This window comes from Aeromicrobium sp. CTD01-1L150, assembly GCF_041951745.1.
In the GTDB taxonomy this organism is placed as follows: domain Bacteria; phylum Actinomycetota; class Actinomycetes; order Propionibacteriales; family Nocardioidaceae; genus Aeromicrobium.
The window spans coordinates 245,390-270,369 of sequence record NZ_CP169555.1 but is presented as its reverse complement, the minus strand read 5'-3'; the positions used below and the strand labels follow the sequence as shown (position 1 = coordinate 270,369).

The window sequence follows — 24,980 nt, the reverse complement described above, 5'->3', positions numbered from 1 at the left end:
TGATGTCCCCTTGATTCACTCGCTGGCGCTCGCTCATGGGCCCTCCTGTTCGAACCAGTGCCCACCAGTGTGGGCACGAATCGCCGCTCAGCCGGTGAAGACGCGCCGAGAGGTCAGGAGGTCGCGGCGACGAAGTCCGGGTCGGGTGTGAGCGCCGAGACGTGGTGGCGGCCCCGCGGGACCACCATCGGGGTGCCGCTGACCGGGTCGGGCACCACGTCGCAGGTCAGGCCGAAGACGTCGGTGACGACCTCTGCGTCGATGACGTCCTTGGGCGACCCCTCGCAGACGATCTCACCCTGCTTCATCGCGATGATGTGATCGGCGTAGCGGCAGGCCAGGTTGAGGTCGTGCAGCACGATGACGATGGTCTTGCCGTGCGAGCGGTTGAGGTCGGTGAGCAGGTCCAGCAGCTCCACCTGGTGGTTGATGTCCAGGTAGGTGGTGGGCTCATCGAGCAGCAGCACGTCGGTGTCCTGCGCCAGGGCCATCGCCACCCAGACCCGCTGGCGCTGACCTCCGGACAGCTCGGCGATGCGGCGCTCGGCCAGCTCCGCGGTGCCGGTGGCCTCCAGCGCCGCCTGCACGGCGTCGTCGTCCTCAGGGCTCCACTGCCGGAACCAGCCCTGGTGCGGGTATCGGCCGCGACCGACCAGGTCGGCCACCGTGATCCCGTCAGGCGCCAACGGGGTCTGCGGGAGCAGGCCGATCACCTTGGCGACGTCGATGCTGCGCATGCCCGAGACGTCGGAGCCGTCGAGCTGGACGCTGCCGGAGCGGGCCTTCAGCAGACGGGCCAGGCCGCGCAGCAAGGTGGACTTGCCGCACGCGTTGGCGCCGACGATGACGGTGATCCGCCCTGGGGGCAGCTGCACGTCGAGATGGCTGACGATGTCGGTCTCGGCGTAGCCGAGGGTGAGGTCCTGCGCGCGCAGGTCGTGCTCGTGAGTCATCCTCCGCGTCCTTCCCGGTTGACGTGGACGAGTAGCCAGATGAGGTAGGGGGCACCGATCGCACCGGTGACGACGCCGGTGGGCAACGATGCGGGCAGGCCGTGCCGAGCGACGAGATCGGCCACCAGGACGATGCACGCACCCACGAGGCCCGCCGTGAGCAGTCCCAGACCCGACCCTCGCAGCAGGCGCACGGCGATCGGACCAGCGATGAGCGCGACGAAGGCCATCGGGCCGGCGGCGGCCGTGGCCATGGCGACGAGGACCACCGCGATCGCCAGCACCGTGAGCCGGGCCGCCTCGACGCCGACGCCCAGGCCCCTGGCCGCGTCGTCGCCGAGCTCGAGAACGCCGAGCGGTCGTGACAGCACCAGCGCGATCGGCACGAGGACCAGGACCGCGACGATGAGGACCCGCAGCTCGGTGGTGCCGGCACGACCCGACGACCCGGTGAGCCACACCATGGCCTCACGGGCGTCGTAGAGCTCGGCCCGGGCGATGACCCAGCCGACGAGGGCGCGCAACAGCTCGCTGATCCCGATGCCGATGAGGATGAACCGGTAGCCGGTGATGCCGCCCCGCCAGGCGAGCAGATAGATACCGGCGGCGGTCATGATCGCGCCGGCGAGCGCCGCGACCGAGATCTGGAAGGAGGAGAAACCCAGCAGGATGATCGCGGTGACGGCGAACAGGCTCGCTCCGGAGGAGATGCCGACGAAGTCGGGCGAGGCGAGCGGGTTGTTCAGGAGCCGTTGGAAGCTGAGGCCGGCCACACCCAGCGCGACACCCACGAACAACGACGTCGTCGCCGTCGGCAGCCGCAGGGTACGGACGATGAAGTCGGTGCCCGGGTTGTCGGAGAGACCGAGTACGGACGCCACGACCTCCCACGGGCCGAGGCGCGACTCGCCGACCATCATCGTGACGACGAACAGGACGGTGGCGAGCAGCCCGACGATCGACGTGACGACGACGGAGCGACGTAGCCGGGCGCGCCGGCCACGCACGGCGAGCGTCGGTGGGTCGCCGGGCTGTCCCAGGGTGAGGATGGTCATGGGCTCAGAGCTCCGCGAGGTTGCGGAAGCGGACCAGTGCGATGAAGGCCGGGGCGCCGAGCACACCGAGGACGACCCCGACCTGCAGCTCGCTCGCACCCAGCGCGAGGCGGCCGATGATGTCGGCGCCGAGCAGGATGATCGGGCTGAGCACTGCGGTGTAGACCATGATCCAGCGGTAGTCGGGCCCGCAGATGGCACGGGCTGCGTGGGGCACCACCAGGCCCACGAAGACGATCGGCCCGCATGCCGCCGTGGCCGCACCGCACAGCACGGCCACGGTGACGAACAACAGTGCGCGCGTCGCCCTGACTCGCTGCCCCAGGGCGGTGGCCATGTCATCACCGAGCGCGAGCCCGTTGAGCAGGCGCCCGCAGGCGAGCGCGACGACGGAAGCCACCACGATGAACGGTGCTGCCTGCAGCAGGACCGGCCAGTACCGGCCGGCCAGCGAGCCGACCTGCCAGAACCGCAGCTCGTTGAGCGCCTGGGTGTTCATCAGCACCGTGCCGGTGGTGATGGAGTACAGCGCCGCGCTCACGGCCGCGCCCGCGAGGGCGAGCTTGACCGGGGTGGCGCCCTCGCGGCCGAAGGAGGCCACCGTGTAGACCAGCGCCGTGGCCGCGCCGGCGCCGAGGAAGGCGACCCACACGTAGACGCTGAGCGGCATCGTGCCGAAGATCATGATGCTGACCACGATGAACGCCGCCGCGCCGGCGTTGACGCCCATGATGCCAGGGTCGGCGAGCGGGTTTCGGGTGGCGCCCTGCAGGATCGCTCCGCCCAGCCCGAGCGCCACGCCGACCGCCAGCCCGAGCAGTGTGCGGGGGACTCGCATCTCGCGGATCACGGTCTGCGCGGCGGAGCTCTGGTCGTAGTCGGTGAACGCCGTCCAGATGGTTCCCGGGCCGACGCCGCGTGCTCCCAGGGTGATGCTCAGGAAGCTGACCATCGCCAGGACACCGAGCGCCACCAGCAGGCCGGCGGAAAGCCCGAGGCCGGACCGACCCCTGGTTCGGTCCTCCTCCCGCGTCCTCTCCCGCTCAGCGATCACCGTCATGACAGGTCGGCGTCAGCCTTCTCGATCGCATCGCTCAGCTGATCCAGCTGCTCGGCGTACTGGGCATAGGTGCTCATCCAGAAGGCGGGCCACGGGGTGATGGCGCCGGCGTCGGCGGCCTTGATCTTGTTCCAGGTCGGCTGCTTCTCGGCCGTCTTCAGGCTCGACTCGTAGGTGCGGTCGTCGAGCAGGATCAGGTCGGGCTGGTACTTGTCGGCGTTCTCCCAACTGAGGTTCTCCCAGTAGGGGTAGTCGGCGAACGGGGTGTCGGGGTCGATGACGTCCAGCCCCCACTCGACGAAGTCGGTGAGCTCGGCGGACTTCTCCGGCACCGCGACGTACAGCAGGTCGTCGGCCGGCGACACGCCCATGGCCGTGAGGTCGTCCTTCTCGGCGACGACCTTCTGGAAGCGTTCCTTGGCCTGCTCGAAGCCCTCCTTGGCCTGGACGATCGCGGGCTCTTCGGCGTCGGCACCAAGAGACACGGCGAGGTCCTCATAGCCCTCCAGGGTCGTGACCGCCGACTCGCCGTACGTCGGCCCGACGACGGGTGCCAGCTCGGCCACCTTGCGGGAGTCGGCTTCGACACCCTCGCTGAAGCCGCTGTAGGCCTCATCCTCCGGCCACCAGCCGGAGACGATGAGGTCGGGCTCCAGGCCGGCGGCCTTCTCCGCGTCGATGTCCCCCCACGCCTCGCCCACGATCTCGATGCCGTCGAGGTCGACGCCCTCGAGCGCCTTGCTCTCCTCCACCGGCTCGTTGGCGAAGATCCCGACCGGCTTGATGCCGTGCGCGATGAGGGCCGCGGCGGCCTCGCCCTGGGCGAGGATGCGCGTGGGGACCTCGTCGGCGGTGTACGTCTCACCGTCGCCGGAGGTGTACTCCCAGGCTCCCTCACCTGACTCACCCGCCGACGAACCGCAGGCGGTGAGGGCGAGGGATGCAGCGACCACCAAGCCGACGAGGGGGCGAAGACGCGTCATGATGCTCCTGTGCTCGGGACCGAGACCTCCCCGGACCACAGGCCAGCCTAACTTAGGCCAGCCTCATCACACACGTGGAGTGGGTCACTCTCGGCCAAAGGACCATCCGCCGCGCGGCGTTGCTCTTGACGATCCAGCGAGGGCGAGCGAAACCGACTGTCGGTGGTCGCCAGTATGTTTGATTTATGGAGATGGAGCAGGCTCTGGACGTCACTCGGTTGAGTGATGTCGTGGTGGCTCGTGCTCGGGCCGAGGCGGCTGAGTGGGCGCAGATGGTCTCCTTCCGTGACGCTGAGATGGAGCGGATCGACGCATTGGAGTCGTCGTTGGACCGGATGATCGACAAGGCCGGGTTGGTGTTGTCGATCGGCCAGGCGATGGGCCTGTCGGAACAGCAGGTGCATTCCCAGCTCGCGGTGGCCGATCGGATGCGCCGCAAGGCGCCGATCTCCTGGTTGGCGTTCACCGACGGACGCATCGATGCTGTCCGGGTGCGAGCCATCGCCTCGAGTCTGGACCGGCTCGAGCGTGAAGAGTCATGGCTGCGGCTCGATCAGTGCGTGGTCGCCTACGCCTCCACCCACACCTGCGCTGAGCTGCGCGCCTGGCTGCGACGGTTCGTAGCCCGGGTGGAGCCCGATCTGGAGCTCCAGCGGGCCGAGTCCGCGCGTGAGGACCGCTCGGTGGAGGTCGTGCACGTCGACGATGGAATGGCCTGGCTGAATGCTTACCTGCCCTCGCACATGGCTGCCGCGATCGCCAAGCGTCTCGTCCGCGAAGCCCGCGCCCTCGGCTCCGGCGACGAGCGGACCACGCAGCAGCGGATGGCCGACCTGTTCGCCTCCTGGCTCACCACCTCAGAGGCCACCACCACTGACCTGGCTTCTGATATCGCGGTGACCATCGAGGCCGACGTGCTGACTGCCCTGGCCGATGGTCTGGCCGAGGTCGCCGACGGGTCCTGGAGCGTTCCAGCCTCCTGGATCCTCGACACGGCCCTTGACGGTGAGGCGTTCTGGCATCGGATCCTCAAGGATCCCATCAGCCACGACGTGCTGGCGCATGAATACGTCGGCAGGTTCTCACCCGAGATCCTGGCCAAGGCCATCGCGTTCCGCGACGGCATCTGTCGTGCACCTGGTTGCATGAGACCCGCCGACGGGTGCGATCTGGATCATCGAGAACCCTGGCCCGCGGGGCCAACCAGCGGGCGGAACCTGTGGGCGCTGTGCCGACGGCATCACACGTTGAAGGGACACCAGGTCCTGCGATGGGTCCTGCCGTCCGGACAGAGCGTCCCCGCCGGCACCACCGAACACACCGTGCAACCACCAGAACCCTCACCAGTGGAACACCACCTCGCCCACGCGATCATCGGGCACACACCCTGAGGAACGCCTCTCACATCAGCACCGCCAGGCCACCGAGGCTGATGTAGACCCCGGCCGTCGCCGTGTCGATGCGGACCTGCGCCATGGGCGAACCCGTCACCCGCTCCCGCAGGCTGCCGGCGGCCAGGGCATAGCAGCTGTCGCACACCACGGCCAGGGCGACGAAGCACAGGCCCAGCGCCAGCACCTGCACGCCGGCCGGCCCGCGCGACGGATCGATGAACTGCGGCAAGAAGGCGATGAAGAACAACGCCGTCTTGGGGTTGAGGACGTCGATCAGCACGCCGTCCACGAACAGTCGACGTCGCGACGCCGCAGGACGGGCCTGGGAGACAGCCTGCGACCGCACGGTGCGGAACTGACGCGCCCCCAGGTAGATCAGGTAGCCCGCGCCGCCGTAGCGGATGATCGTCATGGCCGCCGGCGACGACTCCAGCACTGCCGCCAGCCCGACGGTGGCCGCGACGACGTGGAGCAGGGCGCCGGTCTCCAGGCCGAGCATGGAGAGCAGGCCCGCCGCCCGGCCCTGCTCGATGCTGCGCGACATGACGTAGACGACCGACGGCCCGGGAACGGCCAGGATGGCCGCGGCGGCGGCCACGAAGGTCAGCAGCGTCACCTCGTTCGGCACAGTCCCTCCTGGCTGGTCGTCGTGGAACCAGGAGCGAGGCTAGGAACGTCCACCTTCACGGGACTTTCGTGATCCTTTCGGCCTCGGCAGGCACCGGCAACCGGTGGACTAGAGTGCCGAGGTGGCTCGGACGCGGTGTCCGCGGCCGTTCCGGGAGGGTGATGGGCGACCTGGAGATCCGCCTGATGGGTGCCGTCGAGGCCGTGCGCGACGGCCGGCCGGTCGCCGTGCCCGGACGAAGGGTCAGGACGCTGCTGGCGATGCTCGCGCTGTCCGCCGGGGAGACCGTCTCCACCGACGCCCTCGCCCTCGGGATCTGGGGCGACGAACCGCCCGAGAAGGTCCGCGCCAGCCTCCAGACCTACGTCTCGCGCCTGCGCACCGCCCTCGGGCCCGAGCTCGTGACCACCGATCCCGGCGGCTACACCCTGCGGGTCCCCCGTGAGGCCGTCGACCTGCTCCGGCTCGGCCACCGCATCGCCGGCGAGACCGACGACAGGGCCGAGGACGAACGCGCCGTTCTCACCGGGGCGCTGGCTCAGTGGCGAGAACCCCTGTTCGGTCACGACAGCACTCCTTGGCTGGAACGACACGAGACCCCAGGCTGGGTGGAGCAGCAGCTGATCGCGCGGGAACGGCTCATCGACCTCGACATGGCGGCGGGTCATCACACGCGATGCATCGCCGAGCTGACCCGACTGACCGAGAACCACCCCCTGCGCGAGTCGCTGTGGGAGCGGCTGCTCCTCTGTCTCGACCGCAGCGGTCGCACCGCCGAGGCGCTGGAGGCGTTCGAGGAGCTCCGCACGCGACTCGCCGAGGAGCTCGGGGTCGACCCGGCGCCCGCGCTGAGAGCGATCCACCGTGACCTGCTGGACAAGCCCGACCACCCGGACACCTGGCGACGGCCCACACCACGTCAGCTCCCGATCGACGTCCACGGCTTCACCGGCCGCACCGAGCAGCTCGACGCGCTCGACGCCGTGCTGACGTCACTGGAGAACGGCGACGCCCCCGGCGTCGTCGCTCTGCACGGGCCGGCTGGAGCCGGCAAGACCACCCTGGCCGTGCACTGGGCCCACCGTGTGCGCAGAGCCTTCCCGGACGGCCAGCTGTTCATCAACCTGCGCGGCTACGGAACCGGTGACCCGGTGTCGACGGCGGTCGCCTCGGATGCTCTCCTGCGCGGGCTCGGGGTGCACGGCGACCTCATCCCCGTGGACGAGCAGGCACGCCTGTCGTTGCTGCGTAGCGAGCTCGCCGACCGTGCCCTCCTCATCGTCCTCGACAACGCGCGCGACAGCGAGCACGTCCGCCCGCTCGTGCCCGGCGGCCGCTGCCTCGTCCTGACCACGAGCCGCGCCCAGGTCCGCAGCCTGAGCATCCGCGAGGGCGCGCTGCGCGTCCCCGTGCCCCCGATGAGCCCGGCGGAGTCCGCCGACTTCCTGAGGCACCGGCTCGGCCGGGACCCCGGCGAGGATGCCGCGGAGGTCAGCGAGCTGGCCGACCTCTGCGGCCACCTGCCGATCGCGCTCGCGGTCGCCGCCGAGCGTGCAGGGCGTGACGGCAGCCGCCCACTGCGCGAGCTCACGGCGCAGCTGCGTGACCAGCACGAGCGCCTCGACGCGCTCAGTGCATGGCAGGACGACCCGCTCACCGACGTCCGCGCCGTCTTCCAGTGGAGTCACCAGAGGCTCGATGAGCCCACGGCCCGGCTGTTCCGGCTCCTCGGCCTGCACGTCGACCGCCAGATCAGCACCAAGGCGGCGGCCGCCCTCGGTGGCCTCGACGAGGGCACCGCACGCCGACTCCTCGACCGCCTCGTCGACGGCCACCTGCTCAGCGGGACGCGTCCCGGCTGGTACGAGCTGCACGACCTGATCCGCATCTATGCGGCCGAGCTCGTCGAGGCCACCGACGCCGAGCACGAACGGCGCACCGCCCGCGAGCGGCTTCGCAGCTGGTTCGTGCACTCGGCCCACCAGGCTCGGCAGGTGCTCAGCCCACCGCTGTTCGCCACCGAGCTCGCCGATCCTGCCGAGGGGATCACTCCTGAGCGGTTCGAGGACCCGAACCAGGCGTTCGCCTGGTTCAGCGACTACCACCGTGCCCTCAAGGCCGTGGTGGCCGAGGCCGCCGGCGTAGGCGACCACCGGACCGCGTACACGTTGGCGCCCTTGTTGTCGGCCTACCTCACGATGATCGCCGCGAGTCCCGAGGCGATCGACCTCTACCAGCGGTCGGAGGCCTGCGCCGAGGAGGCGGGCGGGACGACGGCCCGGGCCGTGAGCGCCTGCTACCTCGGTACCTACTTCGTGCGGATCGGCGAGTACGACGACGGACAGGAGTGCCTGGAGCGAGCCGCGGCACTGTTCGAGCGCGCCGACGACGCGGTCGGCCTGCTCAACGCCCGCAACAACCTGGGTCTCATCCCGATCTCCAGGGGCAGGGTTGACGAGGCGATCGAGGTCTACGAGAACCTACTCACCGATGCCCGGAGCATCGGCGCCCACGACCAGGTGGCGCTGATCCTCAACAACATGGCCGAGTGCTACCGGCTGGCCGGCCGACCGAACGATGCCGTCAATGCCGCCCGGGAGGCCGTCGCCGGCTACCGGCGATCAGATGACCCCTACCGCCTGGCCGGTGCGCTGGACACCCTCGGGGAGACCCAGGCCGGGGCGGAGCTCTTCGCCGATGCCGTCGACACCTTTGGCGAGGCGTTGGACGTCTACGCGAGCATCGGCCAGAGCAGCAACGAGGCGGTGACGCTCAAGCGGCTAGGGCTCGCCCACCGCGGCCTCGGCAACACCCAGGAGGCGGTCGACACCTGGCGTCGCGCACTCACCCTGCTCGACGAGATCGGGGCGAGCGACGTCACCGAGGTCAGCCGCGACGAGCTCGGCGAGCTCATCGCGAACCTCACCGGCGCCTGACGCGCGCGGGCCCCGACCGGTTGGTCGGGGCCCGCGCGCGACGTTGCTCGATCAGCTGATCTTCTCGCCGTTCTTGGCCTTCTCGAGCAGCAGCGTCGGCGGATCGAAGCGCTCACCGTAGGTCTGCGCCAGCTCCTGGGCGCGACGGGTGAACGCCTCGATGCCGATCGACCCGTCGGCTGCCTCGTAACCGTTGACGTACTGGATCGCGCCCCCCTGCAGCGCCGGGAAGCCGATGCCGAAGATGGAGCCGATGTTGGCGTCGGCAACGGTCCGCAGCACGCCCTCCTCGAGACACTTGATCGTCTCCAGGCTCATGATGAACGTCAGCCGCTCCTTCAGGTCCTCGAGGTCCGGCTGCTCCTCGGCCACCGGGAACTCCTCGGCCAGGCCCGACCACAGGCCGTCGCGCTTGCCGTCGGCATAGTCGTAGAAGCCGGCGCCCTTGAGCTTGCCCGAACGGCCCTGCTCGATCATCCGGTCGAGGACGGCCTCGGCCGGGTGCGGTTCCCACGTGCCGCCCTCGCGCTCGACGGCCGCCTTGGACTCGCCCCGGATCTTGGCCATCAGCTCCAGGTTGAGCTCATCGCTCAGCTGCAGCACGGGAGCCGGGAACCCGGCCTGCGTCGTGGCCCGCTCGATCGAGACCGGGCTGACACCCTCGGCCAGCATGCCGACGCCCTCGTTGACGAAGGTGCCGATGACACGGCTGGTGAAGAACCCGCGGCTGTCGTTGACGACGATCGGTGTCTTCTTGATCTGCTGCACGTAGTCCAATGCGTGGGCGATCGCCTCGTCGCTGGTCTTCTCACCGGCGATGATCTCCACCAGCGGCATCTTGTCGACCGGCGAGAAGAAGTGGATGCCGATGAAGTCCTCGGGCCGCTTGACGCCCTCGGCCAGCTCCGTGATGGGCAGCGTGGACGTGTTGGAGCCGAGCAGCGCATCGGGCTTGACGACGTCCTGCAGGTCACCGAAGACGGTGTGCTTGAGCTCGACTGACTCGAAGACCGCCTCGACCACGAGGTCGCAGCCCTCGAGGTCGGCGTAGTCGTCGCTCGGCTTGATGCGAGCCAGGAACTCATCGACCGACTCCTGGGTGGTGCGCCCCTTCTCGAGCTGCTTGGCCAGCAGGCCCTCGCTGTAGGACTTGCCCTTCTCGGCGGCCTCGAGGCTGACGTCCTTGAGGACGACCTCCATGCCCGCCTTGGCCGAGACGTAGGCGATGCCCGCCCCCATCATGCCGGCGCCCAGCACCGCCACCTTGGTGAACTTGCGCGGCTCGACGCCTGCCGGACGCGAGCCGCCGCCGTTGATGGAGGTGAGGTCGAAGAAGAACGCCTGGGTCATGTTCTTGAACTGCTGGCCGACCAGGAGCTCCACGAGGTAGCGCGACTCGATGCGCGAGGCGGTCTCGAAGTCCACCTGGGAGCCCTCGACCGCGGCGCTCATGATGTTGCGCGGTGCCTTGTACGGAGCACCCTTGGTCTGCTTGCGCAGGTTGGAGGGGAACGCTGGCAGGAACTGCGCGAGCTTGGGCGAGGACGGCGTGCCGCCGGGGATCTTGTAGCCCTTGCGGTCCCACGGCTGTGTGGCTGCCTCCTCATCACCCTGCACGGACTCGACCCAGGCCTTGGCCGCGGGCAGCAGCTCCTCCTGGGTGGCGACGACCTCGTCGACCAGGCCCTTCTCGGCAGCCTGCGCCGGGCGGCGCTGCTGACCCTGCAGCAGGTGCTCCATGAGCGCCGTCTCCAGGCCGAACATCCGGACCAGACGGGTGACACCGCCACCGCCGGGCAGCAGGCCGAGGGTCACCTCGGGCAGGCCCACCTTGTAGCCGCCCTCGACGGCGATGCGTCGGTTGGCGGCCAGGGCGATCTCCAGGCCACCACCCAGGGCGGCGCCGTTGATCGCGGCGACCACCGGCTTGTCCAACGTCTCGAGCCGGCGGAGGGTGGCCTTGATGAGCTCGACGTTGTCGAAGAGCTGTTGGGCGTCCTCCGGCTTGGCCTGCGTCATCAGCTTGAGGTCTCCGCCGGCGAAGAAGGTCTTCTTGGCGCTGGAGATGATGACGCCCTTGATCGAGTCGGCCTCGGCGACGACGCGGTCGACGGCCTTGACCATCGAGTCGGTGTACGCCTGGTTCATCGTGTTGGCGTTCTGCGAGGGGTCGTCGATGACGAGGTTGACGATGCCGTCCTCGACCTCGTAACGCACTGCTTCTGTGCTCATGGATGCGGTCTCTTTCTCGAAAGGTCGGGGGGTCAGAGGCGCTCGACGACGGTGGCGATGCCCATGCCGCCGCCGACGCACAAGGTGGCCAGGCCGTAGCGCTTCTCGCGGCGCTCCAGCTCGTCGACGAGGGTGCCGAGGATCATCGCGCCGGTGGCGCCGAGCGGGTGCCCCATGGCGATGGCGCCACCGTTGACGTTGGTCTGCTCGTGCGGGTAGTCGCCGAGGTCGCGCATCAGACGCATGGCGACGGCCGCGAAGGCCTCGTTGATCTCGATGAGGTCGATGTCCTCCACGGACAGGCCGGCCTTGTCGAGGGCCTTGCGGCTGGCCGGAGCCGGCCCGGTGAGCATGATGGTGGGCTCGGACCCGCTGACCGCCGTGGACAGGATCCGGGCGCGCGGGGTGAGCCCGTGCGTCTGGCCGGCCTGCTCGGACCCGACGAGCACGAGCGCGGCGCCGTCGACGATGCCGGAGCTGTTGCCGGCGTGGTGGACGTGGTTGATCTTCTCCACGTCGTGGTACTTCTCCAGCGCGACGGAGTCGAACCCGCCGAAGTCGCCGATGCCCTCGAACGAGGGGCCGAGCGCGGACAGGCTCTCGACCGTCGTGCCCTCACGGACGAACTCGTCGTGGTCGAGGATCGTCATGCCGTTGACATCCTTGACCGGGATGACCGACTTGCTGAAGTAGCCGTTGGCGATGGCCTTGGCGGCGCGGGCCTGCGACTCCGCGGCGAAGGTGTCGACGTCGGTGCGGCTGTAGCCCTCGATCGTGGCGATGAGGTCGGCGCCGATGCCCTGCGGCACGAAGTCTGTGTCGAAGGCGGTACGGGGGTCCATCGCCCAGGCCCCGCCGTCGGAGGCCATCGGCACGCGGCTCATGGACTCCACGCCACCGGCGAGGATGAGGTCCTCCCAGCCGGAGCGCACGCGCTGCGCGGCCTGGTTGACGGCCTCCAGGCCGGACGCGCAGAAGCGGTTCAGCTGGACGCCGGCGACGGTGTCGGGCAGGCCGGCAGCGAGCGCCGCGGTCTTGGCGATGTCGGCGCCCTGGTCGCCCACGGGCGAGACGCAGCCGAGAACGAGGTCCTCGACTCCGGCGGGATCCAGCGACGGGTTGCGCTTCTGCACCTCGTCGATGAGGCCGGTCACCAGCGAGATCGGCTTGACCTCGTGCAGCGACCCGGACTTCTTGCCGCGACCACGCGGCGTGCGGATGGCGTCGTAGATGAACGCGTCGGTCATGGTGTGTTCCTCGCGGACTCGGGGGTGACGCCACGGAACCGGCGTCCTCTCCCCCCGATTGTGACAGCATCACTGTCAGAGTTCCAGAGGGGTACTAGGGTCATGCAGATGAGCGAGAAGCAGACGTTGAGCGTCGAGCAGCTGGCGTCCCGCGTCGGGATGTCGGTGCGCACGGTGCGCTTCTACGCCGGTCGCGGGCTGATCCCTCCCCCGCGCCGAGAGGGCCGCAACGGCTACTACGGCCCGGACCACCTCGCCCGCCTGGAGCTCGTCAAGGAGCTGCAGGCCCACGGCTTCACCCTGTCGGCCATCGAGGGCTACCTGGAACAGATCCCCAGCGAGGCCACCCCCGAGCAGGTGGCCCTGCACCGCACGCTGCTCGCGCCGTGGTCCCCCGAGATGCCCGAGACGCTGGGCCGGTCGGCGCTGGAGACACGCGCCGGTCGTGCGCTCACCGACGACGACCTGGAGACGCTGGTGGCGATCGGCGTCGTCGAGCCAACCCCCGCCGAGGACGTCTTCCGCCTCGCGCCGGCACACCTGGCCGTGGGGATCGGGTTCCTCGAGGCAGGCATGCCCACCGACGCCGCACACGACGTCCGCCGAGTCATCACCGAGCACGGCCAGGCCCTCGCCCAGGAGCTGACCGAGCTCTTCCGCACCAAGGTCTGGCCGCACCTGAAGGCCTCCGGCTACCCGCCGGAGACGATCACGGCGATGGTCGAGCGGTTCAAGCCGCTCACGGTGCAGGCCCTGGTCACCGCGTACGAGCAGTCCGTCGACGACGAGAAGCGCCGCACCATCCGCAAGCGGACGTGAGCGAGGTGCTGCTCGCACTGGGTGTCACCCTGCTCGCCGGCGCCGCCACGATCATCGGCGGCCTCGTCGCCACCCATGGCCGGCTGAGCAGCGGACGCGGCCTCGCAGCCTGTCTCGCCTTTGCCGCCGGGGCGATGGTCATGGTCTCCGTCGGGGAGATCATCCCCAAGGGGACCGACGCCCTGGGCCGCGACGGGCGGGCGCTGCTGCTCACCCTGGTGCTGGTGGTCCTCGGTGCCGCGGTGGTGCTCATCGTCCAGCAGCTGGTGCCGCGGGCCGCCGACACACCCGCGGCCAGCGTCGACGGCGGCGCCCAGCTGACCCGCCTGCGACGCAGCGGCGTCGTCGTCGCCCTCGTGGTCGCGGGCCACAACCTGCCGGAGGGTCTGGCCACGTTCGTCGCCACGCTGGACGACCCGACCACGGGCATCGCGATCGCCGTCGCGATCGCCATCCACAACGTGCCGGAGGGTGTGGCGGTGGCCGCCCCTGTCCACGCGGCCACCGGGAGCCGGACGAAGGCACTCATGTACACCACCGGGTCGGGGCTGGCCGAGCCGGTCGGCGGCCTGCTCGGCTACCTCCTGCTCGCCTCGGTCCTGCCCGAGGCGGCGATGGGTGCCGTCTTCGGCCTCATCGCCGGCATGATGCTCCAGATCAGCCTGTCCGAGCTCCTGCCCGCGGCACGGCGGTTCGCCGGAACGTCGGTGGCTGCGACGGGTCTGGCGGGAGGCGCTGCCGTCATGGCCGTCAGCCTGGTTCTTCTGAGCCTGGGCTGAGCACGACGTCGAGGAACCGCCGCACACCTTCCAGGGCAGCCACCGAGTCCTCCAGCGCCAGGTCGAACTGGTACTCGTGCCCCAGTGGCGGTCCGGAGCGCGAGCGTGGCAGGTGCGCGGTGACGTCGATGCCGAGCTCCTCCAGTCGCTGCACCAGCGCGACGGACTGAGCATGCAACGGGTCCGCGTCGCCGGAGGTCAGCCAGACGGGCGGGAGGTCGGCCGTGACGTGGTCGACGACGCGCGCCGCGTCGTGGTCGTCGGCCTCGAGGTAGGAGCTGACCGCTCTGGCCACCATCCGGCCGGAGAAACCCTCCAGCTCCTCGACCATCCACCCGGGGTCGAAGGCGCCGGACTGCAGGAGCAGGCCCTCGAGGCGACCCGGCGGTGCCTCGATCGCCGCCTGGACCGCGATCTGCGCACCCGCGGAGTCACCGGCGAGGACGAGCCGGGACGGGTCGAGCCCGTGCTCGTCCGCGTGCTCCTCCACCCAGTCGAGCGCCTCCTCGGCCTGACGGACCGGCGTCGGGTACTCGTGGCCGGGAGCCCTGGAGTAGTTGACCCCGACGACGGCGCGACCCTGGCTCGCCAGCACCTCCAGGTAGGGCCGGACGTCGGACTTGTCCCCGCCCACCCACGCGCCACCGTGCAGCCACACGACCACCGGCAGCTCACCGTCGAGGCCGGCAGGGCGCAGGACGTCGAGGCTCTCACCGTCGGTGTACTCGACATCGAGGGTGCGCTCGACGTCCCCTGCGACGTAGGGCTGGACGCGGGCCGCCAGCTCCGCGTTGCCACCGGTGAACAACCAGCGCACGAGCAGCGCGCTGGGCCAGGCGAACAGCGCCAGGCACAGCGCGGCCGCCAGCACCAGGACGAGACCCGACACGGCGAGCCTGCCGATCCACCGCATGGGGTTGAACAGTACTGACCACCCCCGGCCCGCCTCAGTCGCGCCAGGTGATCAAGGCATCCAGCGCCTCGATCCGCTCCGCCGAGACACTCAACGGGTTGACCTCCAGTGCCACCAGGTCGTCGCCGAGTGCGTGGGCCAGGGAGCCGATCCGCGTGACGACACGAGCGAGCTGGTCGACGTCGACGCTCTCGGCGCCCCGCGCCCCCTGGAGCACCTGCAGGCCGCGCAGGGAGGAGATGGCACGGCGGACCTCGTCCTGGGCGACCGGCAGGACGCGCAAGGCACTCTCGCCGAGCAGCTCGACCCACACGCCGCCGAGCGCGACGGCCAGCGTCAGCCCCCAGGCCGGGTCACGCACGACACCGACCAGCAGCTCGGTCCCGGCATTGCGGTGCGGCTGGACGAGCAGCCGGGCACCAGGATGACCGGCTCGCTCCATGGCTCCCGCCACCTCGTCCACCGCGCTCCGCAGCTCACCGGCGTCTGCGATCCCGAGCACGACACCACCGATGTCGCTCTTGTGCTCCAGCCCGTCCGCGGCGGCCTTGAGGACGACTGGGTAGCCCATGCCCTCTGCGGCCGCGACGGCCTCGTCAGCGGTCCCGACCAGCTCGGCCGGAACCATGGGGATCCCGTTGGCGGTGAGGAACGACGCAGCCGGGGCCTCCGACCACGATCCACGCCTCGGCGGCAGACCGTCGGGAAAGACCGGTTGCAGCTCCTGCGGCGCGGCGGAGTCGTCCTGGTGGCGGCGCATCGTCTCCGACCAGCGGACGGCATGTCCGATCGCGCTCATCCCGTGCTCGATGCCACCGGCAACCGTCGGGTAGCCCGAGCCCGCCTTGATGGCCCGCCCGGTCTCGTTGACGTCCGTGAGCACGTTGCCCACCGGGATGACCAGCTTCGGTGACTCGCGGATGATCGCGGCGCTGCGCTGGAAGGTCTCCAGGGCGAGCTGCATGTCGGCCGTCTGGCGCGGCAGGTCCTGCAGCACCAGCACGAAGTCGACGTTCGGATCCTGCACCACGACGTTCAGGGCCTTGCCCATGAGCTCGCGGTCGAGCAGGACGTAACCGGTCACGTCCAGGGGGTTGTTCGGGGTGGCGAACGGCGGCAGCACGTCGATGAGCCGCTTCGTCGTCTCCTCGGCGAGCTCCACCAGGTCCAGGCCCTCATCCTCCGCACGGTCGGCGATGATCTCCGACGCACCCCCGGAGGGCGTGACCACACCGACACGAGGCCCGGGCAGCGGACCGGTCTCGGCCAGGAGGCCCGCGGTGATGATCAGGTCCTCCAACGAGACCACCCGGATGACGCCGAGCTGCTCGAACGCGGCCGCGACGGTCTTGTCGTCACCGACGAGCGCACCGGTGTGGGCCTGCGCCGTACGCGAGGCCTTGGCGCTGCGCCCGATCTTCAGGGCCACGATCGGCTTGCCGGCCGCGAGCGCAGCACGAGCCACCTCGGCGAACTCCTCGGGGTGCCGGACCGACTCCAGGAACAACGCGATGACCTTGGTCTGCGGGTCGTCGACAAGTCCACGCACGACGTCGGTCACCGACATCACCGTCTCGTTGCCCATGGCCACGAGCAGCGAGATGCCGATGTTGCGCGACTGGGCGAAGGACAGGACGCTGCTGGCCAGCGCGCCGCTCTGCAGCACGACACCGACCGATCCGGCGATCAACGGCTGCGGGATGGGTAGGCCGTAGGGGGTGATCGCGTCCGCGGCGTTGATGAACCCGTTGCCGTTGGGGCCCAGGATCGTGACGTCGAGCTCGTCCGCGAGCGCCCGGAGCTCCTCCTCGCGGACCGCCCCCTCGCCGCCCACCTCGCCGTAGCCGGCGGTGAGCACCACGTAGTTCCGGATGCCCATCGCCGCGCCCTCGCGGACGACCTGGGGAACGACGCCGATCGGCGTCATGACGTAGACCAGGTCGGCCGGGCGGGGCGTGTCGGACAGCGAGGGATAGGCGGCGGTTCCGTGCACCGTCTCGGCCTTGGGGTTCACGAGGTAGACGTCCCCGTCGAACCCGTTGACCTGCAGGTTGTTGAAGGTGGCGAGGGACCAGCCCGACTTGTCCGTCGCGCCCACCAGCGCGACGGACTTCGGTCGGAAGAAGGCCATCGGGTCGATCGGCTTCGTACTCACGAGAGTGACGCTCCTACCTTGGCGTGCCCGCGCAACAGGTTGCGAGCGATCGTACGTCGCTGGATCTCATCGGTTCCCTCGAAGATGCGCAGCAGCCGGAGCTCGCGGTACCAACGTTCGAACGGGAGCTCCTTGGTGTAGCCCATGCCGCCGTGGATCTGCAGCACACGGTCCACCACCCGGTTGGCCATGGTGGTGCCGTAGAGCTTGGCGATCGAGGAGGAGTGACGCGCGTCCTCACCTCGCTCGACCTGCCAGGCGGCTCGCAGCGTCAGCCAGCGCGCGGCCTCCAGCTCGACGGCACTGTCGGCGATGTGCCACTGGATGGCCTGGTACTCCGCGATCGGGTTCCCCATGGAGACGCGACTGTTGGCGTGCTCGATGGCCATCTCGATCATCCGCTCGGCGGCTCCGAGAGCGCCGGCGGGAATCATGAAGCGACCCTGGCCGATCCACCGCATCGCCAGCTCGAACCCGCGCCCTTCCTCTCCGAGGATGTTGCGGTCCGGGACGCGGACGTCCTGGAAGCTCAGCGAGGCCGGGCCCCATTCGCCCATCGTGGGGATGGGGGTGGACTCCCACCCCATGTCCCGGTCCACGAGGAAGCAGGTGACGCCGCCGTTGGCGCCCAGCTCGGGGTTGGTCACGGCGAAGACCATGACGAAGTCCGCCTCGTTGCCGTTGGTGATGAAGATCTTCTCGCCGTTGATGACCCAGTCGTCGCCGTCGCGCACGGCACGGGTGCGGATGTTGCGTGCGTCGGAGCCGGCGCCGGGTTCGGTGATCGCGAAGCAGCTGCGGCGCTCCCCCTCGATCGTCGGGATCAGGTACTCCCGCTTCTGCTCCTCGTTGCCCGCGTAGAGGATGTTGTCGGCAGATCCACCGAACCGGAACGGAACGAAGGTGCGACCGGCCTCGCCGGCGATGATCGCCGCCATGACGGGGCCGGCCTGCATGCCGCCGTACTCCTCCGGCGTGTTGATCCCCCAGTATCCGTACTTGCGGGCCTTGGCCTGCAGGTCACGCAGCGTCTCCCGGTCGATCCCCGGGCGCCCCTCGCGCTCGTTGAGCAGGACCGTGGACTCCAGCGGCACGACCTCCTTGGTGATGAACTGACGCACCGCGTCCTTGACGGCCCGCTGCTCTTCGCTGAGCTCAAAGTCGATCATGGTCTCTCCTTTTGAACCGGTTTCTAGAATTTCACTCTAGAACTGTGGTCAGCATCACCCATCGAATGATTCACGTCAAGGCCCCCCGGGGGCCTACGCTTGACGACGTCACATCGAGTTACGAGGAGGCGACGGTGGCCACGGACACACAGACAGGCACCACCGGCCGACGCTGGGCGAAGACCGAGGAGACCCGCAAGCAGGTTCTCGACGCGGCCGCGGCAGTCTTCATCGAGCACGGGTACACCCGGACCGGGGTCTCGGAGATCGTCGCCCGTGCGGGCTCCAGCGTCGGCAGCGTCTACCACCACTTCGGTGGAAAGGCCGAGCTCTACTACGCCCTGTGGGAGACCTACGTCGGCGAGCTCGCCCATGCCGCCGCCGACGCCGTCGCCGAGGTCCGGGCCTCCGGGGTCGAAGATCCACTGCTGCAGTTCGAGGCGGGCACCCTCGCCTACCTCAACGCGACCTGGCGCCACCGCCAGCTGTACCCGATCTTCTACTCCGGCGACGCGCCGCCGGACTTCGAGATCAACAGGCGTGAGCGGAGCCAGGAGTGGGTACGGCGCAACATCATGATCCTGGGCCTCGGCAAGAAGGTGGAGGACCGGCTCTCCGTCGCCAGCCTGACGTCCGTCGTCGGCGACGCGGCCCGGATCACCGCCGACTGCCGCACCAGAGCCCAGGCACGCCGGGTCGCCGAGCACGCGGTGGTGCTCATCCGCCGGCTGTACCCGGACTCTCGCTGAGCCTCGGCCCTCACCCCACGAACGTCGCACGGCCTCGGTCGATCACGACCGTCCCGTCGCCACGCCGCACGCGGAACGCCACGTGCGCGGTGTCGACGTCCCAGATCTCGACCGTGAGGTCGTCACCGGGCGTCACCGGGGCGGAGAACCGGCCCGACATCGACCGCAGAGCGTCGCCGTCGCCCTTGACCACGGCCGCGACCAGGGCGCGGCAGGTGATGCCGTAGGTACACAGCCCGTGCAGGATCGGCCGGGAGAACCCGCCACGCGCCGCGAACGACGGATCGCTGTGCAAGGGGTTGCGGTCCCCGCTGAGCCGGTAGAGCAGTGCCTGTCCCGGCCAGGACCCGGTCTCCACCCGTTCGTCAGGGTCACGCTCGGGCACGACGTCGCCGGAGGCGGCCCCGCGCTCACCACCGAAACCACCCTCGCCACGGATGAAGACCCCCGACCCGGCCGTGACGAGCGGTTCACCGGAGTCCGCCAGCACCGCCTCCGCCTGCGACCGCACGAGAGCGCCACTGCCCTTGTCCTCGATGCTCGTCACCATCGACGTGATCGAGACCGTCCCCGACGTGGGCAGTGGTCGGTGCAGCTGCACCGACTGCTCGGCGTGCACGAGCATCGCCGGGTCGAAGTCGCCCAGACGACGGCCACGCACACCCCACGTGAGCATGACGCCGTAGGAGGGCAGAACCTTCTGCCCCGGGGAGTCGGGGTCCCCGTGCTCGGTCGTGTAGGCCAGGTCCTCCAGCGGGTTGTCGTGCCCGGCGCCCAGGCCCAGTGCGTAAAGGATCGCGTCGTTGCCGTCCCACGACTTCTCCACCGGGTCGGAGCGGACACCGACGACATCATGGTCCAGGCTCATGCGGGCGCCTCCTCGGGAACACGGCCGTTGGGCATGGCGTTGGGCCGTGCCTTGGCCAGCAGGTTCGGGACGATCGCGTCCAGGTCCTCCACGTCCAGGCGCCGGTTCTCCTCGACCCCCGGCCCCGCGATCCATCCCTCGGCGATGCTGACGTGACCGCCACGGATGTTGAAGACCCGTCCCGTCACGTCCTTGGCTGCCGCACTGGCGAGCCAGGCGACGAGCGGGGAGACGTTGTCCGGCGCTCCGGGATCGAACTCACCCTCGGGCACGACCGGTCGATCGGGACGGAGATTCTGTGTCATGCGCGTCAGCGCCGCGGGGGCGATCGCGTTGACCTTCACCCCGTACCGCGCGAGCTCACGGGCCGCGATGATCGTCATCGACGCGATGCCGGCCTTGGCAGCGCCGTAGTTGCTCTGGCCCGCGTTGCCGTAGATGCCCGAGGACGAGGTCGTGTTGATGATCCGGCCGTCCACGTCACGGCCGGCCTTGCTGAGCTCGCGCCAGTGCCGGGAGACGGCACTCATCGGCGCGAACGTCCCCCGCAGGTGCACCTTGATCACGGCATCCCACTCCTCGATCGACATGTTGACGAGCATGCGGTCGCGCAGGATGCCGGCGTTGTTGACCAGCACGTCGACCTTGCCGAACGCGTCGAGGGTGGCCTCCAGGAGCCTGGCGGCGCCGTCGGGCTCACTGATGTCGTCGCCGTTGACCAGGGCCAGGCCGCCACGGCGACGCACCTGCTCGGCGACCTCGTCGGCGGGCCCGACCTGCGAGCCGGTGCCGTCGAGCGACGCACCGAGATCATTGACCACGACGGCCGCTCCGCGCTCGGCCATCTCCAGCGCATGGGCTCGGCCGAGGCCGCGCCCGGCTCCAGTGATGATGACCACCTGACGATCCAGGACTGACATCGCTACCTCCTTGTGTTGGGGAACTGATCGCTCAACCGCGGGTCAGGACGAGGGTCGCGGCGCTCATGAACATGCCGCCGTTGCCCAGCACCAGGCTGGTCTCGACGTCGTCGACCTGGGCATCGGCCTCCCCGCGCAGCTGTCTGACGGACTCCTGGATGGCGAACATCCCGTACATGCCCGTGTGGGTGTAGGAGAGACCGCCGCCGTTGGTGTTCATCGGCAGCGAGCCGCCGGGCGAGGTGTGCCCGTCCGCCACGAAGGCACCGGCCTCGCCGCGGCCGACGAATCCCATGTCCTCCAGACCGAAGAGCGGGACGTGCGCGAAGGCGTCGTAGATCATCAGGTGCTCGATGTCCGCCGGCCCCAGCCCGGCCTCCTTGAAGGCTGCTCTGCTGGAGAGCTCGAACTGCGTGCAGCGGCTCATGTCCTCCATCTGCGAGACCAACGGCGTCGTGGCTGCCTCGCCCGTCCCGCTCACCTCGACGAGGGGCTTGTCGGTGCCGTGCGCCTGCGCGAACTCCCGGGAGGTCACCACAAGGGCGCCACCACCGTCGGTGACCAGGCAGCACATGAGCAGCGTGAACGGCCAGGCGACGACTCTGGCGTCCAGCACGTCGTCGACGGTGATCTCCTCCCGGAACATGGCCCGCGTGTTCCGCGACGACCACCGCCGCTGGGCCACCGGGACCTGCCCCAGCTGTTCGAGCGTCGTCCCGGTCTCCCGCATGAACCTCAGGGCGGGGATGGTGAAGGTCGTGGGAGGCCCGAGCACTCCGTACGGCATCTCGAACTGTGCCAGCGCCGAGTCCTTGGGCCGCGCCCACGGGGCGGCGCCGACCCGGGAGCGCCCCGACTCGCCGTGGGTGATGAGCACGACCTGCGCGTGGCCGGCGCGGATCGCCGCCACGGCATGGCGGACGTGGAACAGGAACGAGGAACCGCCGACCGACGTCCCGTCGACGTAGGTCGGCGTGATCCCCAGCGCGTGCGAGACCGCGACCGGTCCCGGACCGCCGGCACTGACCGAGGCGATGCCGTCCACCTGGTCCAGGCCCAACCCGGCGTCGGCGAGCGCCCGGCGCCCCGACTGCACCTGCAGCTCCAGGGTGGAGACGTGGGGCAGCTTGCCGATCTCCTCGGTCTCGGCCGCACCCATGATGACGACGTCACTCATCGCGCGCCTCCTTCGACGTCGGGGGCGAAGAGGGGGACGGCCACGTCCCCCCGCTGCTCGAAGGTGACGCGCAGCGCCAGGTCGAGCGGCAGGTTCTCCGGCTCGGGCTCGACGCCGACGATGTTGGTCATCATGCGCGGGCCCTCCTCGAGCTCGACGACGGCGATGACGGTCGGCGGCTCGAAGCCCGGGGCCGGGCGCGCCGAGATGACGTAGGAGTAGAGCGTTGCTCGGCCCGAGCAGGTGATCCACGTGATGTCCTGCGACCCGCAACGAGGGCAGGATGACCGTGGGTAGAAGAACGGCCGGTCGCACGTGCGGCACGACGTGATGCGCAGCTCGCCGACGGCGGTGCCGTCCCAGTACGGCTGGGTCTCCGGAGTCGCCCGCGGGGCGAACCGCTCAGGCGCGGCGACGTCGCGCTCGGTGGTGTCTTGGACTGGCATGGTCGGTGACCTCTCTCTCCTCAAGTGCGTTCGGGTGTGTGGTCGAGGTAGTGCAGGATCGCCTCGACCGAGGCCTGTGCGGCGCGCAGCCTGTGCTCGTCGAGGCGCGGATGGAGCGTGCGGGCGATCTCCTCGGGGGACCGACCGTCCACGGCGTGCGCCGCGACCTGCTCGACCCGACGCATCCGGTCGCTGGTGCGGTCGGCCACGTAGCGCCTGGGCTCGCGCACCACGGGACCGTGCCCCGGCAGGAACGCCCAGTCGTCGTCGGCGACCTGCGCCAGCCGGCGCATCGAGCCGAGCATGTCGCTCAGCGTGCCGTCGGGATGGCCGATGAAGGAGTTGACCCTCGCGATCACCGTGTCGCCGGTGAGCACGAGGCGCTCACGGGGCAGCACGAGGCTGATCCCGTCGGACGTGTGGCCGGGCGTCCGCATCGACCACGCCTCCAGCGACCCGACGTCGAACCGGGTCCCCTCCGCGAGGATCCCGCGTTGCACGCGCGGCCTGATCGGGGCCTTCCAGCGCGCCGCCAGCGGTGCTGCCGCCTGGGAGTGGTCGCCATGATGATGGGTCAGCAGGACCTCTCGGACCCGGGCCCCCGCGCCGGTCACCACGGCGTCGATCGCGTCGAGGTGTGCCGGGTCGTCCGGCCCGGGATCCACCACCACCGCCTCGCCGGCACTCGTCAGGATCCAGGTGTTGGTCCCTTCGAAGGTCCAGGCGTTGGCGTTGGGCGCGAGCACGAGGTGCACACCGGGTGCCACCTCCAGCGGCTCGCCCGGCACTGGAGGCGCGGTGTCGACGTCCCACACGTCAGTCCTTGAGCCAGACGTTCTCGTACTCGCGTGCCGAGTAGTCCGGGTGCGGGTTCCACCCACGGACCCGGGGCGAGAGCAACGTCTGACCGTTGTAGACGTACAGGGGAAGCGGGGTCAGCACGTTCTCCAGCACGTAGCGGTCGATCTCCTGCAGCGCCTGCTCGCGCTCGTCGGCGTCGGCGATGGCCCGCTGGTCCCTGATCATGTCGTCCAACGTGGAGTCGTCGACGAAGGACCAGTTGCGACTGCCGTCCGAGTGGTACTCGGTGGACAGGTACTCATCGGCCGTGAGCATCGGGGTCTGCAGTCCGTAGGAGATCTCGTACTTGCCGCTCGGCCAGGTGTCACCGGCGTAGGTGGCGTAGTCCTGGACGTCCAGCTCCACGTCGATCCCGACCTTGGCGAGGTCCTCCTGGACCCACTGCGCCTCGCGGACGATCGTCTCTCCGTAACCGGTGGTGACGACCATCTCTGCCTCGAAGCCATCGGGGTAGCCGGCCTCGGCGAGCAGCCGCTGGGCCTCCTCGGGGTCGTACGGGACGAGCTTCTCCACCTCGTCGGTCGGCAGCGAGCCGAACATCGACGGCGTGAGCGGTCCGGTCACCGTCCCGTCGGACCGGATGGTCTCGATCATGCCCTGCTTGTCGATCGCGAGCGCCACCGCGCGACGTACCTCGAGCTGGTCGAACGGCGCCTCCTGCGCGTTCATGTAGACACGGGTCTGCGTCGTGCCGGCCTCCTCGCTCTTCTGGAGCCCGTCGACCTGGCTCAGCAGCTGGTCGACCTGACGCTTCTCGGTCGAGAGCGTCGTCATCATGTCGATCTTCCCGCTGCGCAGCGCGGCGATCTGAGCCTGCGCGTCGGGCATGATCGTCGTCGTGTAGCCGTCCATGTAGGGCTGGCCCTCGACGAAGTAGTCGGGGTTCTTGACGTAGACCCGCTCCTGGTCGCGCTTCCAGCTCTCCAGCACGAACGGTCCCGTGCCGATGGCCTCGGTGTCCATGTCGATGTCACCCTCGGCCGCCTCGCACGGGATGATGGCGAGGAACGGGTTGGCGAGGGTCTCGTCGAACGCCGTGTACGGCGAGTTGAGCGTGAACACGACCGTGTGCTCGTCAGGGTTCTCGATCGAGTCCACGTCAGCGATCAGGTTGAGAGCGTGTCCCTGGATCTCCTTGAGCCGGTCGAACGTGCAGATGACGTCGTCGGAGGTGAGCGGGCGCCCGTTGACCGGCTCCTTGTCGTGCCACGTCACGTTGTCGCGCAGGGTGATCGTCCAGGTCCGGGCGTCGTCGCTGACCTCCCACTCCTGCGCGAGGTCGCCCTCCACCTCGTTCGTGCCGTAGTCGACGTCGTCACCGGTCTGGAAGGCCAGCAGACGGCTGTACACCGCCCCGACCGACGTGTGCACGGCGTAGGCGGCCTCCTTCTGGAAGTCCAGGGACGTGGTGTCCGTCGTCCCGGCGATCTGGAAGGTCCCTCCAGACTGGGGCGGTCCGTCGTCGCGCACCAGCTCACCGGCCGCGCCGTCGGAGGCGCCGGAGCCGCCGAAGCAGGCGGAGGTGAGCAGGCCGACGGCGAGCAGGGTGCCGGCGACCTGGCCGACGTTTCGGGGACGAGACATGGTGACTCCTTGTGCACGGAAGGTGGTCGAGCACGGCCCGATGGTCGGGCCG

Annotated in this window: 21 protein-coding genes; 5 read left to right on the top strand and 16 right to left on the bottom strand. The window is 69.7% G+C overall.

Annotated elements, in window-relative coordinates; genetic code table 11:
• Window positions 1-113 precede the first annotated feature (113 nt).
• From ACEVFP_RS01300 to ACEVFP_RS01285, 4 genes are read right to left on the bottom strand one after another with little or no spacing between them, the layout of a single operon-like run.
• Window positions 114-953, bottom strand: a complete 840-nt coding sequence (locus tag ACEVFP_RS01300) for an ABC transporter ATP-binding protein (RefSeq protein WP_375001540.1) — start codon at window positions 951-953, stop codon at window positions 114-116.
• Window positions 950-2,008, bottom strand: coding sequence for a FecCD family ABC transporter permease (locus ACEVFP_RS01295; protein ID WP_375001539.1), 1,059 nt, complete (start codon window positions 2,006-2,008; stop codon window positions 950-952). Before ACEVFP_RS01295 ends, ACEVFP_RS01300 begins: the two co-directional genes overlap by 4 nt.
• 4 nt (window positions 2,009-2,012) lie before the next feature.
• Complete coding sequence (locus ACEVFP_RS01290) at window positions 2,013-3,068, bottom strand: FecCD family ABC transporter permease (protein ID WP_375001538.1); 1,056 nt, start codon at window positions 3,066-3,068, stop codon at window positions 2,013-2,015.
• A complete protein-coding gene (locus ACEVFP_RS01285; RefSeq protein WP_375001537.1) occupies window positions 3,065-4,051 on the bottom strand; it encodes an ABC transporter substrate-binding protein in 987 nt (328 codons plus the stop codon). Before ACEVFP_RS01285 ends, ACEVFP_RS01290 begins: the two co-directional genes overlap by 4 nt.
• Before the next feature lie 185 nt (window positions 4,052-4,236).
• On the opposite strand from ACEVFP_RS01285, the gene ACEVFP_RS01280 reads away from it, so the two are divergent.
• Entirely contained in the window at window positions 4,237-5,442 is a 1,206-nt protein-coding gene (locus ACEVFP_RS01280) for a DUF222 domain-containing protein (RefSeq protein WP_375001536.1), read from the top strand.
• Between the two features lie 10 nt (window positions 5,443-5,452).
• Here the strand turns inward: ACEVFP_RS01280 and ACEVFP_RS01275 are convergent, their stop codons facing one another.
• Entirely contained in the window at window positions 5,453-6,073 is a 621-nt protein-coding gene (locus ACEVFP_RS01275; RefSeq protein WP_375001535.1) for a LysE family translocator, read from the bottom strand.
• 161 nt (window positions 6,074-6,234) lie between these two features.
• Here ACEVFP_RS01275 and ACEVFP_RS01270 point away from each other — a divergent pair, with 161 nt between their 5' ends.
• The gene (locus ACEVFP_RS01270) at window positions 6,235-9,009 is read left to right on the top strand and encodes a BTAD domain-containing putative transcriptional regulator (RefSeq protein WP_375001534.1); all 2,775 of its coding nucleotides are present in this window, start codon (window positions 6,235-6,237) and stop codon (window positions 9,007-9,009) included.
• A 51-nt stretch (window positions 9,010-9,060) separates the two neighbouring features.
• Here ACEVFP_RS01270 and ACEVFP_RS01265 read toward each other — a convergent pair whose 3' ends face one another.
• Window positions 9,061-11,241 carry a 3-hydroxyacyl-CoA dehydrogenase NAD-binding domain-containing protein gene (locus ACEVFP_RS01265; protein WP_375001533.1) on the bottom strand — a complete coding sequence of 727 codons (2,181 nt, stop codon included), beginning with the start codon at window positions 11,239-11,241 and terminating at the stop codon, window positions 9,061-9,063.
• 32 nt (window positions 11,242-11,273) lie between these two features.
• The gene (locus ACEVFP_RS01260) at window positions 11,274-12,488 is read right to left on the bottom strand and encodes an acetyl-CoA C-acetyltransferase (protein WP_375001532.1); all 1,215 of its coding nucleotides are present in this window, start codon (window positions 12,486-12,488) and stop codon (window positions 11,274-11,276) included.
• A gap of 108 nt (window positions 12,489-12,596) precedes the next feature.
• Between ACEVFP_RS01260 and ACEVFP_RS01255 the strand changes: the two genes are divergently transcribed.
• Window positions 12,597-13,307 carry a MerR family transcriptional regulator gene (locus ACEVFP_RS01255; RefSeq protein ID WP_375001531.1) on the top strand — a complete coding sequence of 237 codons (711 nt, stop codon included), beginning with the start codon at window positions 12,597-12,599 and terminating at the stop codon, window positions 13,305-13,307.
• A complete protein-coding gene (locus ACEVFP_RS01250) occupies window positions 13,304-14,086 on the top strand; it encodes a ZIP family metal transporter (protein WP_375001530.1) in 783 nt (260 codons plus the stop codon). The genes ACEVFP_RS01255 and ACEVFP_RS01250 overlap by 4 nt, the downstream gene beginning before the upstream one ends.
• Here ACEVFP_RS01250 and ACEVFP_RS01245 read toward each other — a convergent pair.
• The 3 genes from ACEVFP_RS01245 to ACEVFP_RS01235 are packed head-to-tail and all read right to left on the bottom strand — an operon-like array spanning window position 14,058 to window position 18,323.
• Window positions 14,058-14,999 (bottom strand): alpha/beta hydrolase, encoded by a 942-nt coding sequence (locus ACEVFP_RS01245; RefSeq protein WP_375001529.1) that lies wholly within the window; start codon window positions 14,997-14,999, stop codon window positions 14,058-14,060. The genes ACEVFP_RS01250 and ACEVFP_RS01245 overlap by 29 nt on opposite strands.
• 34 nt (window positions 15,000-15,033) lie before the next feature.
• A complete protein-coding gene (locus tag ACEVFP_RS01240) occupies window positions 15,034-17,154 on the bottom strand; it encodes an acetate--CoA ligase family protein (RefSeq protein WP_375001528.1) in 2,121 nt (706 codons plus the stop codon).
• A complete protein-coding gene (locus ACEVFP_RS01235) occupies window positions 17,151-18,323 on the bottom strand; it encodes an acyl-CoA dehydrogenase family protein (RefSeq protein WP_375001527.1) in 1,173 nt (390 codons plus the stop codon). Before ACEVFP_RS01235 ends, ACEVFP_RS01240 begins: the two co-directional genes overlap by 4 nt.
• A 134-nt stretch (window positions 18,324-18,457) precedes the next feature.
• Here ACEVFP_RS01235 and ACEVFP_RS01230 point away from each other — a divergent pair, with 134 nt between their 5' ends.
• The gene (locus ACEVFP_RS01230) at window positions 18,458-19,072 is read left to right on the top strand and encodes a TetR/AcrR family transcriptional regulator (protein WP_375001526.1); all 615 of its coding nucleotides are present in this window, start codon (window positions 18,458-18,460) and stop codon (window positions 19,070-19,072) included.
• A 10-nt stretch (window positions 19,073-19,082) separates the two neighbouring features.
• On the opposite strand, the gene ACEVFP_RS01225 is transcribed toward ACEVFP_RS01230, so the two are convergent.
• Genes ACEVFP_RS01225 through ACEVFP_RS01200 form a run of 6 tightly spaced genes read right to left on the bottom strand, consistent with a single transcriptional unit; the run spans window position 19,083 to window position 24,928 of the window.
• Window positions 19,083-19,940 (bottom strand): MaoC/PaaZ C-terminal domain-containing protein, encoded by an 858-nt coding sequence (locus ACEVFP_RS01225; RefSeq protein ID WP_375001525.1) that lies wholly within the window; start codon window positions 19,938-19,940, stop codon window positions 19,083-19,085.
• Window positions 19,937-20,860, bottom strand: a complete 924-nt coding sequence (locus ACEVFP_RS01220; RefSeq protein WP_375001524.1) for an SDR family oxidoreductase — start codon at window positions 20,858-20,860, stop codon at window positions 19,937-19,939. Before ACEVFP_RS01220 ends, ACEVFP_RS01225 begins: the two co-directional genes overlap by 4 nt.
• A gap of 31 nt (window positions 20,861-20,891) precedes the next feature.
• Window positions 20,892-22,037, bottom strand: coding sequence for a thiolase (locus tag ACEVFP_RS01215; RefSeq protein ID WP_375001523.1), 1,146 nt, complete (start codon window positions 22,035-22,037; stop codon window positions 20,892-20,894).
• Complete coding sequence (locus tag ACEVFP_RS01210; RefSeq protein ID WP_375001522.1) at window positions 22,034-22,483, bottom strand: Zn-ribbon domain-containing OB-fold protein; 450 nt, start codon at window positions 22,481-22,483, stop codon at window positions 22,034-22,036. Before ACEVFP_RS01210 ends, ACEVFP_RS01215 begins: the two co-directional genes overlap by 4 nt.
• Window positions 22,484-22,503: 20 nt before the next feature.
• Window positions 22,504-23,298 (bottom strand): MBL fold metallo-hydrolase, encoded by a 795-nt coding sequence (locus tag ACEVFP_RS01205; protein WP_375001521.1) that lies wholly within the window; start codon window positions 23,296-23,298, stop codon window positions 22,504-22,506.
• A 1-nt stretch (window position 23,299) separates the two neighbouring features.
• On the bottom strand, window positions 23,300-24,928 hold the full coding sequence (locus tag ACEVFP_RS01200; protein ID WP_375001520.1) for an ABC transporter substrate-binding protein: 1,629 nt from the start codon (window positions 24,926-24,928) through the stop codon (window positions 23,300-23,302).
• Between the last annotated feature and the right edge of the window lie 52 nt (window positions 24,929-24,980).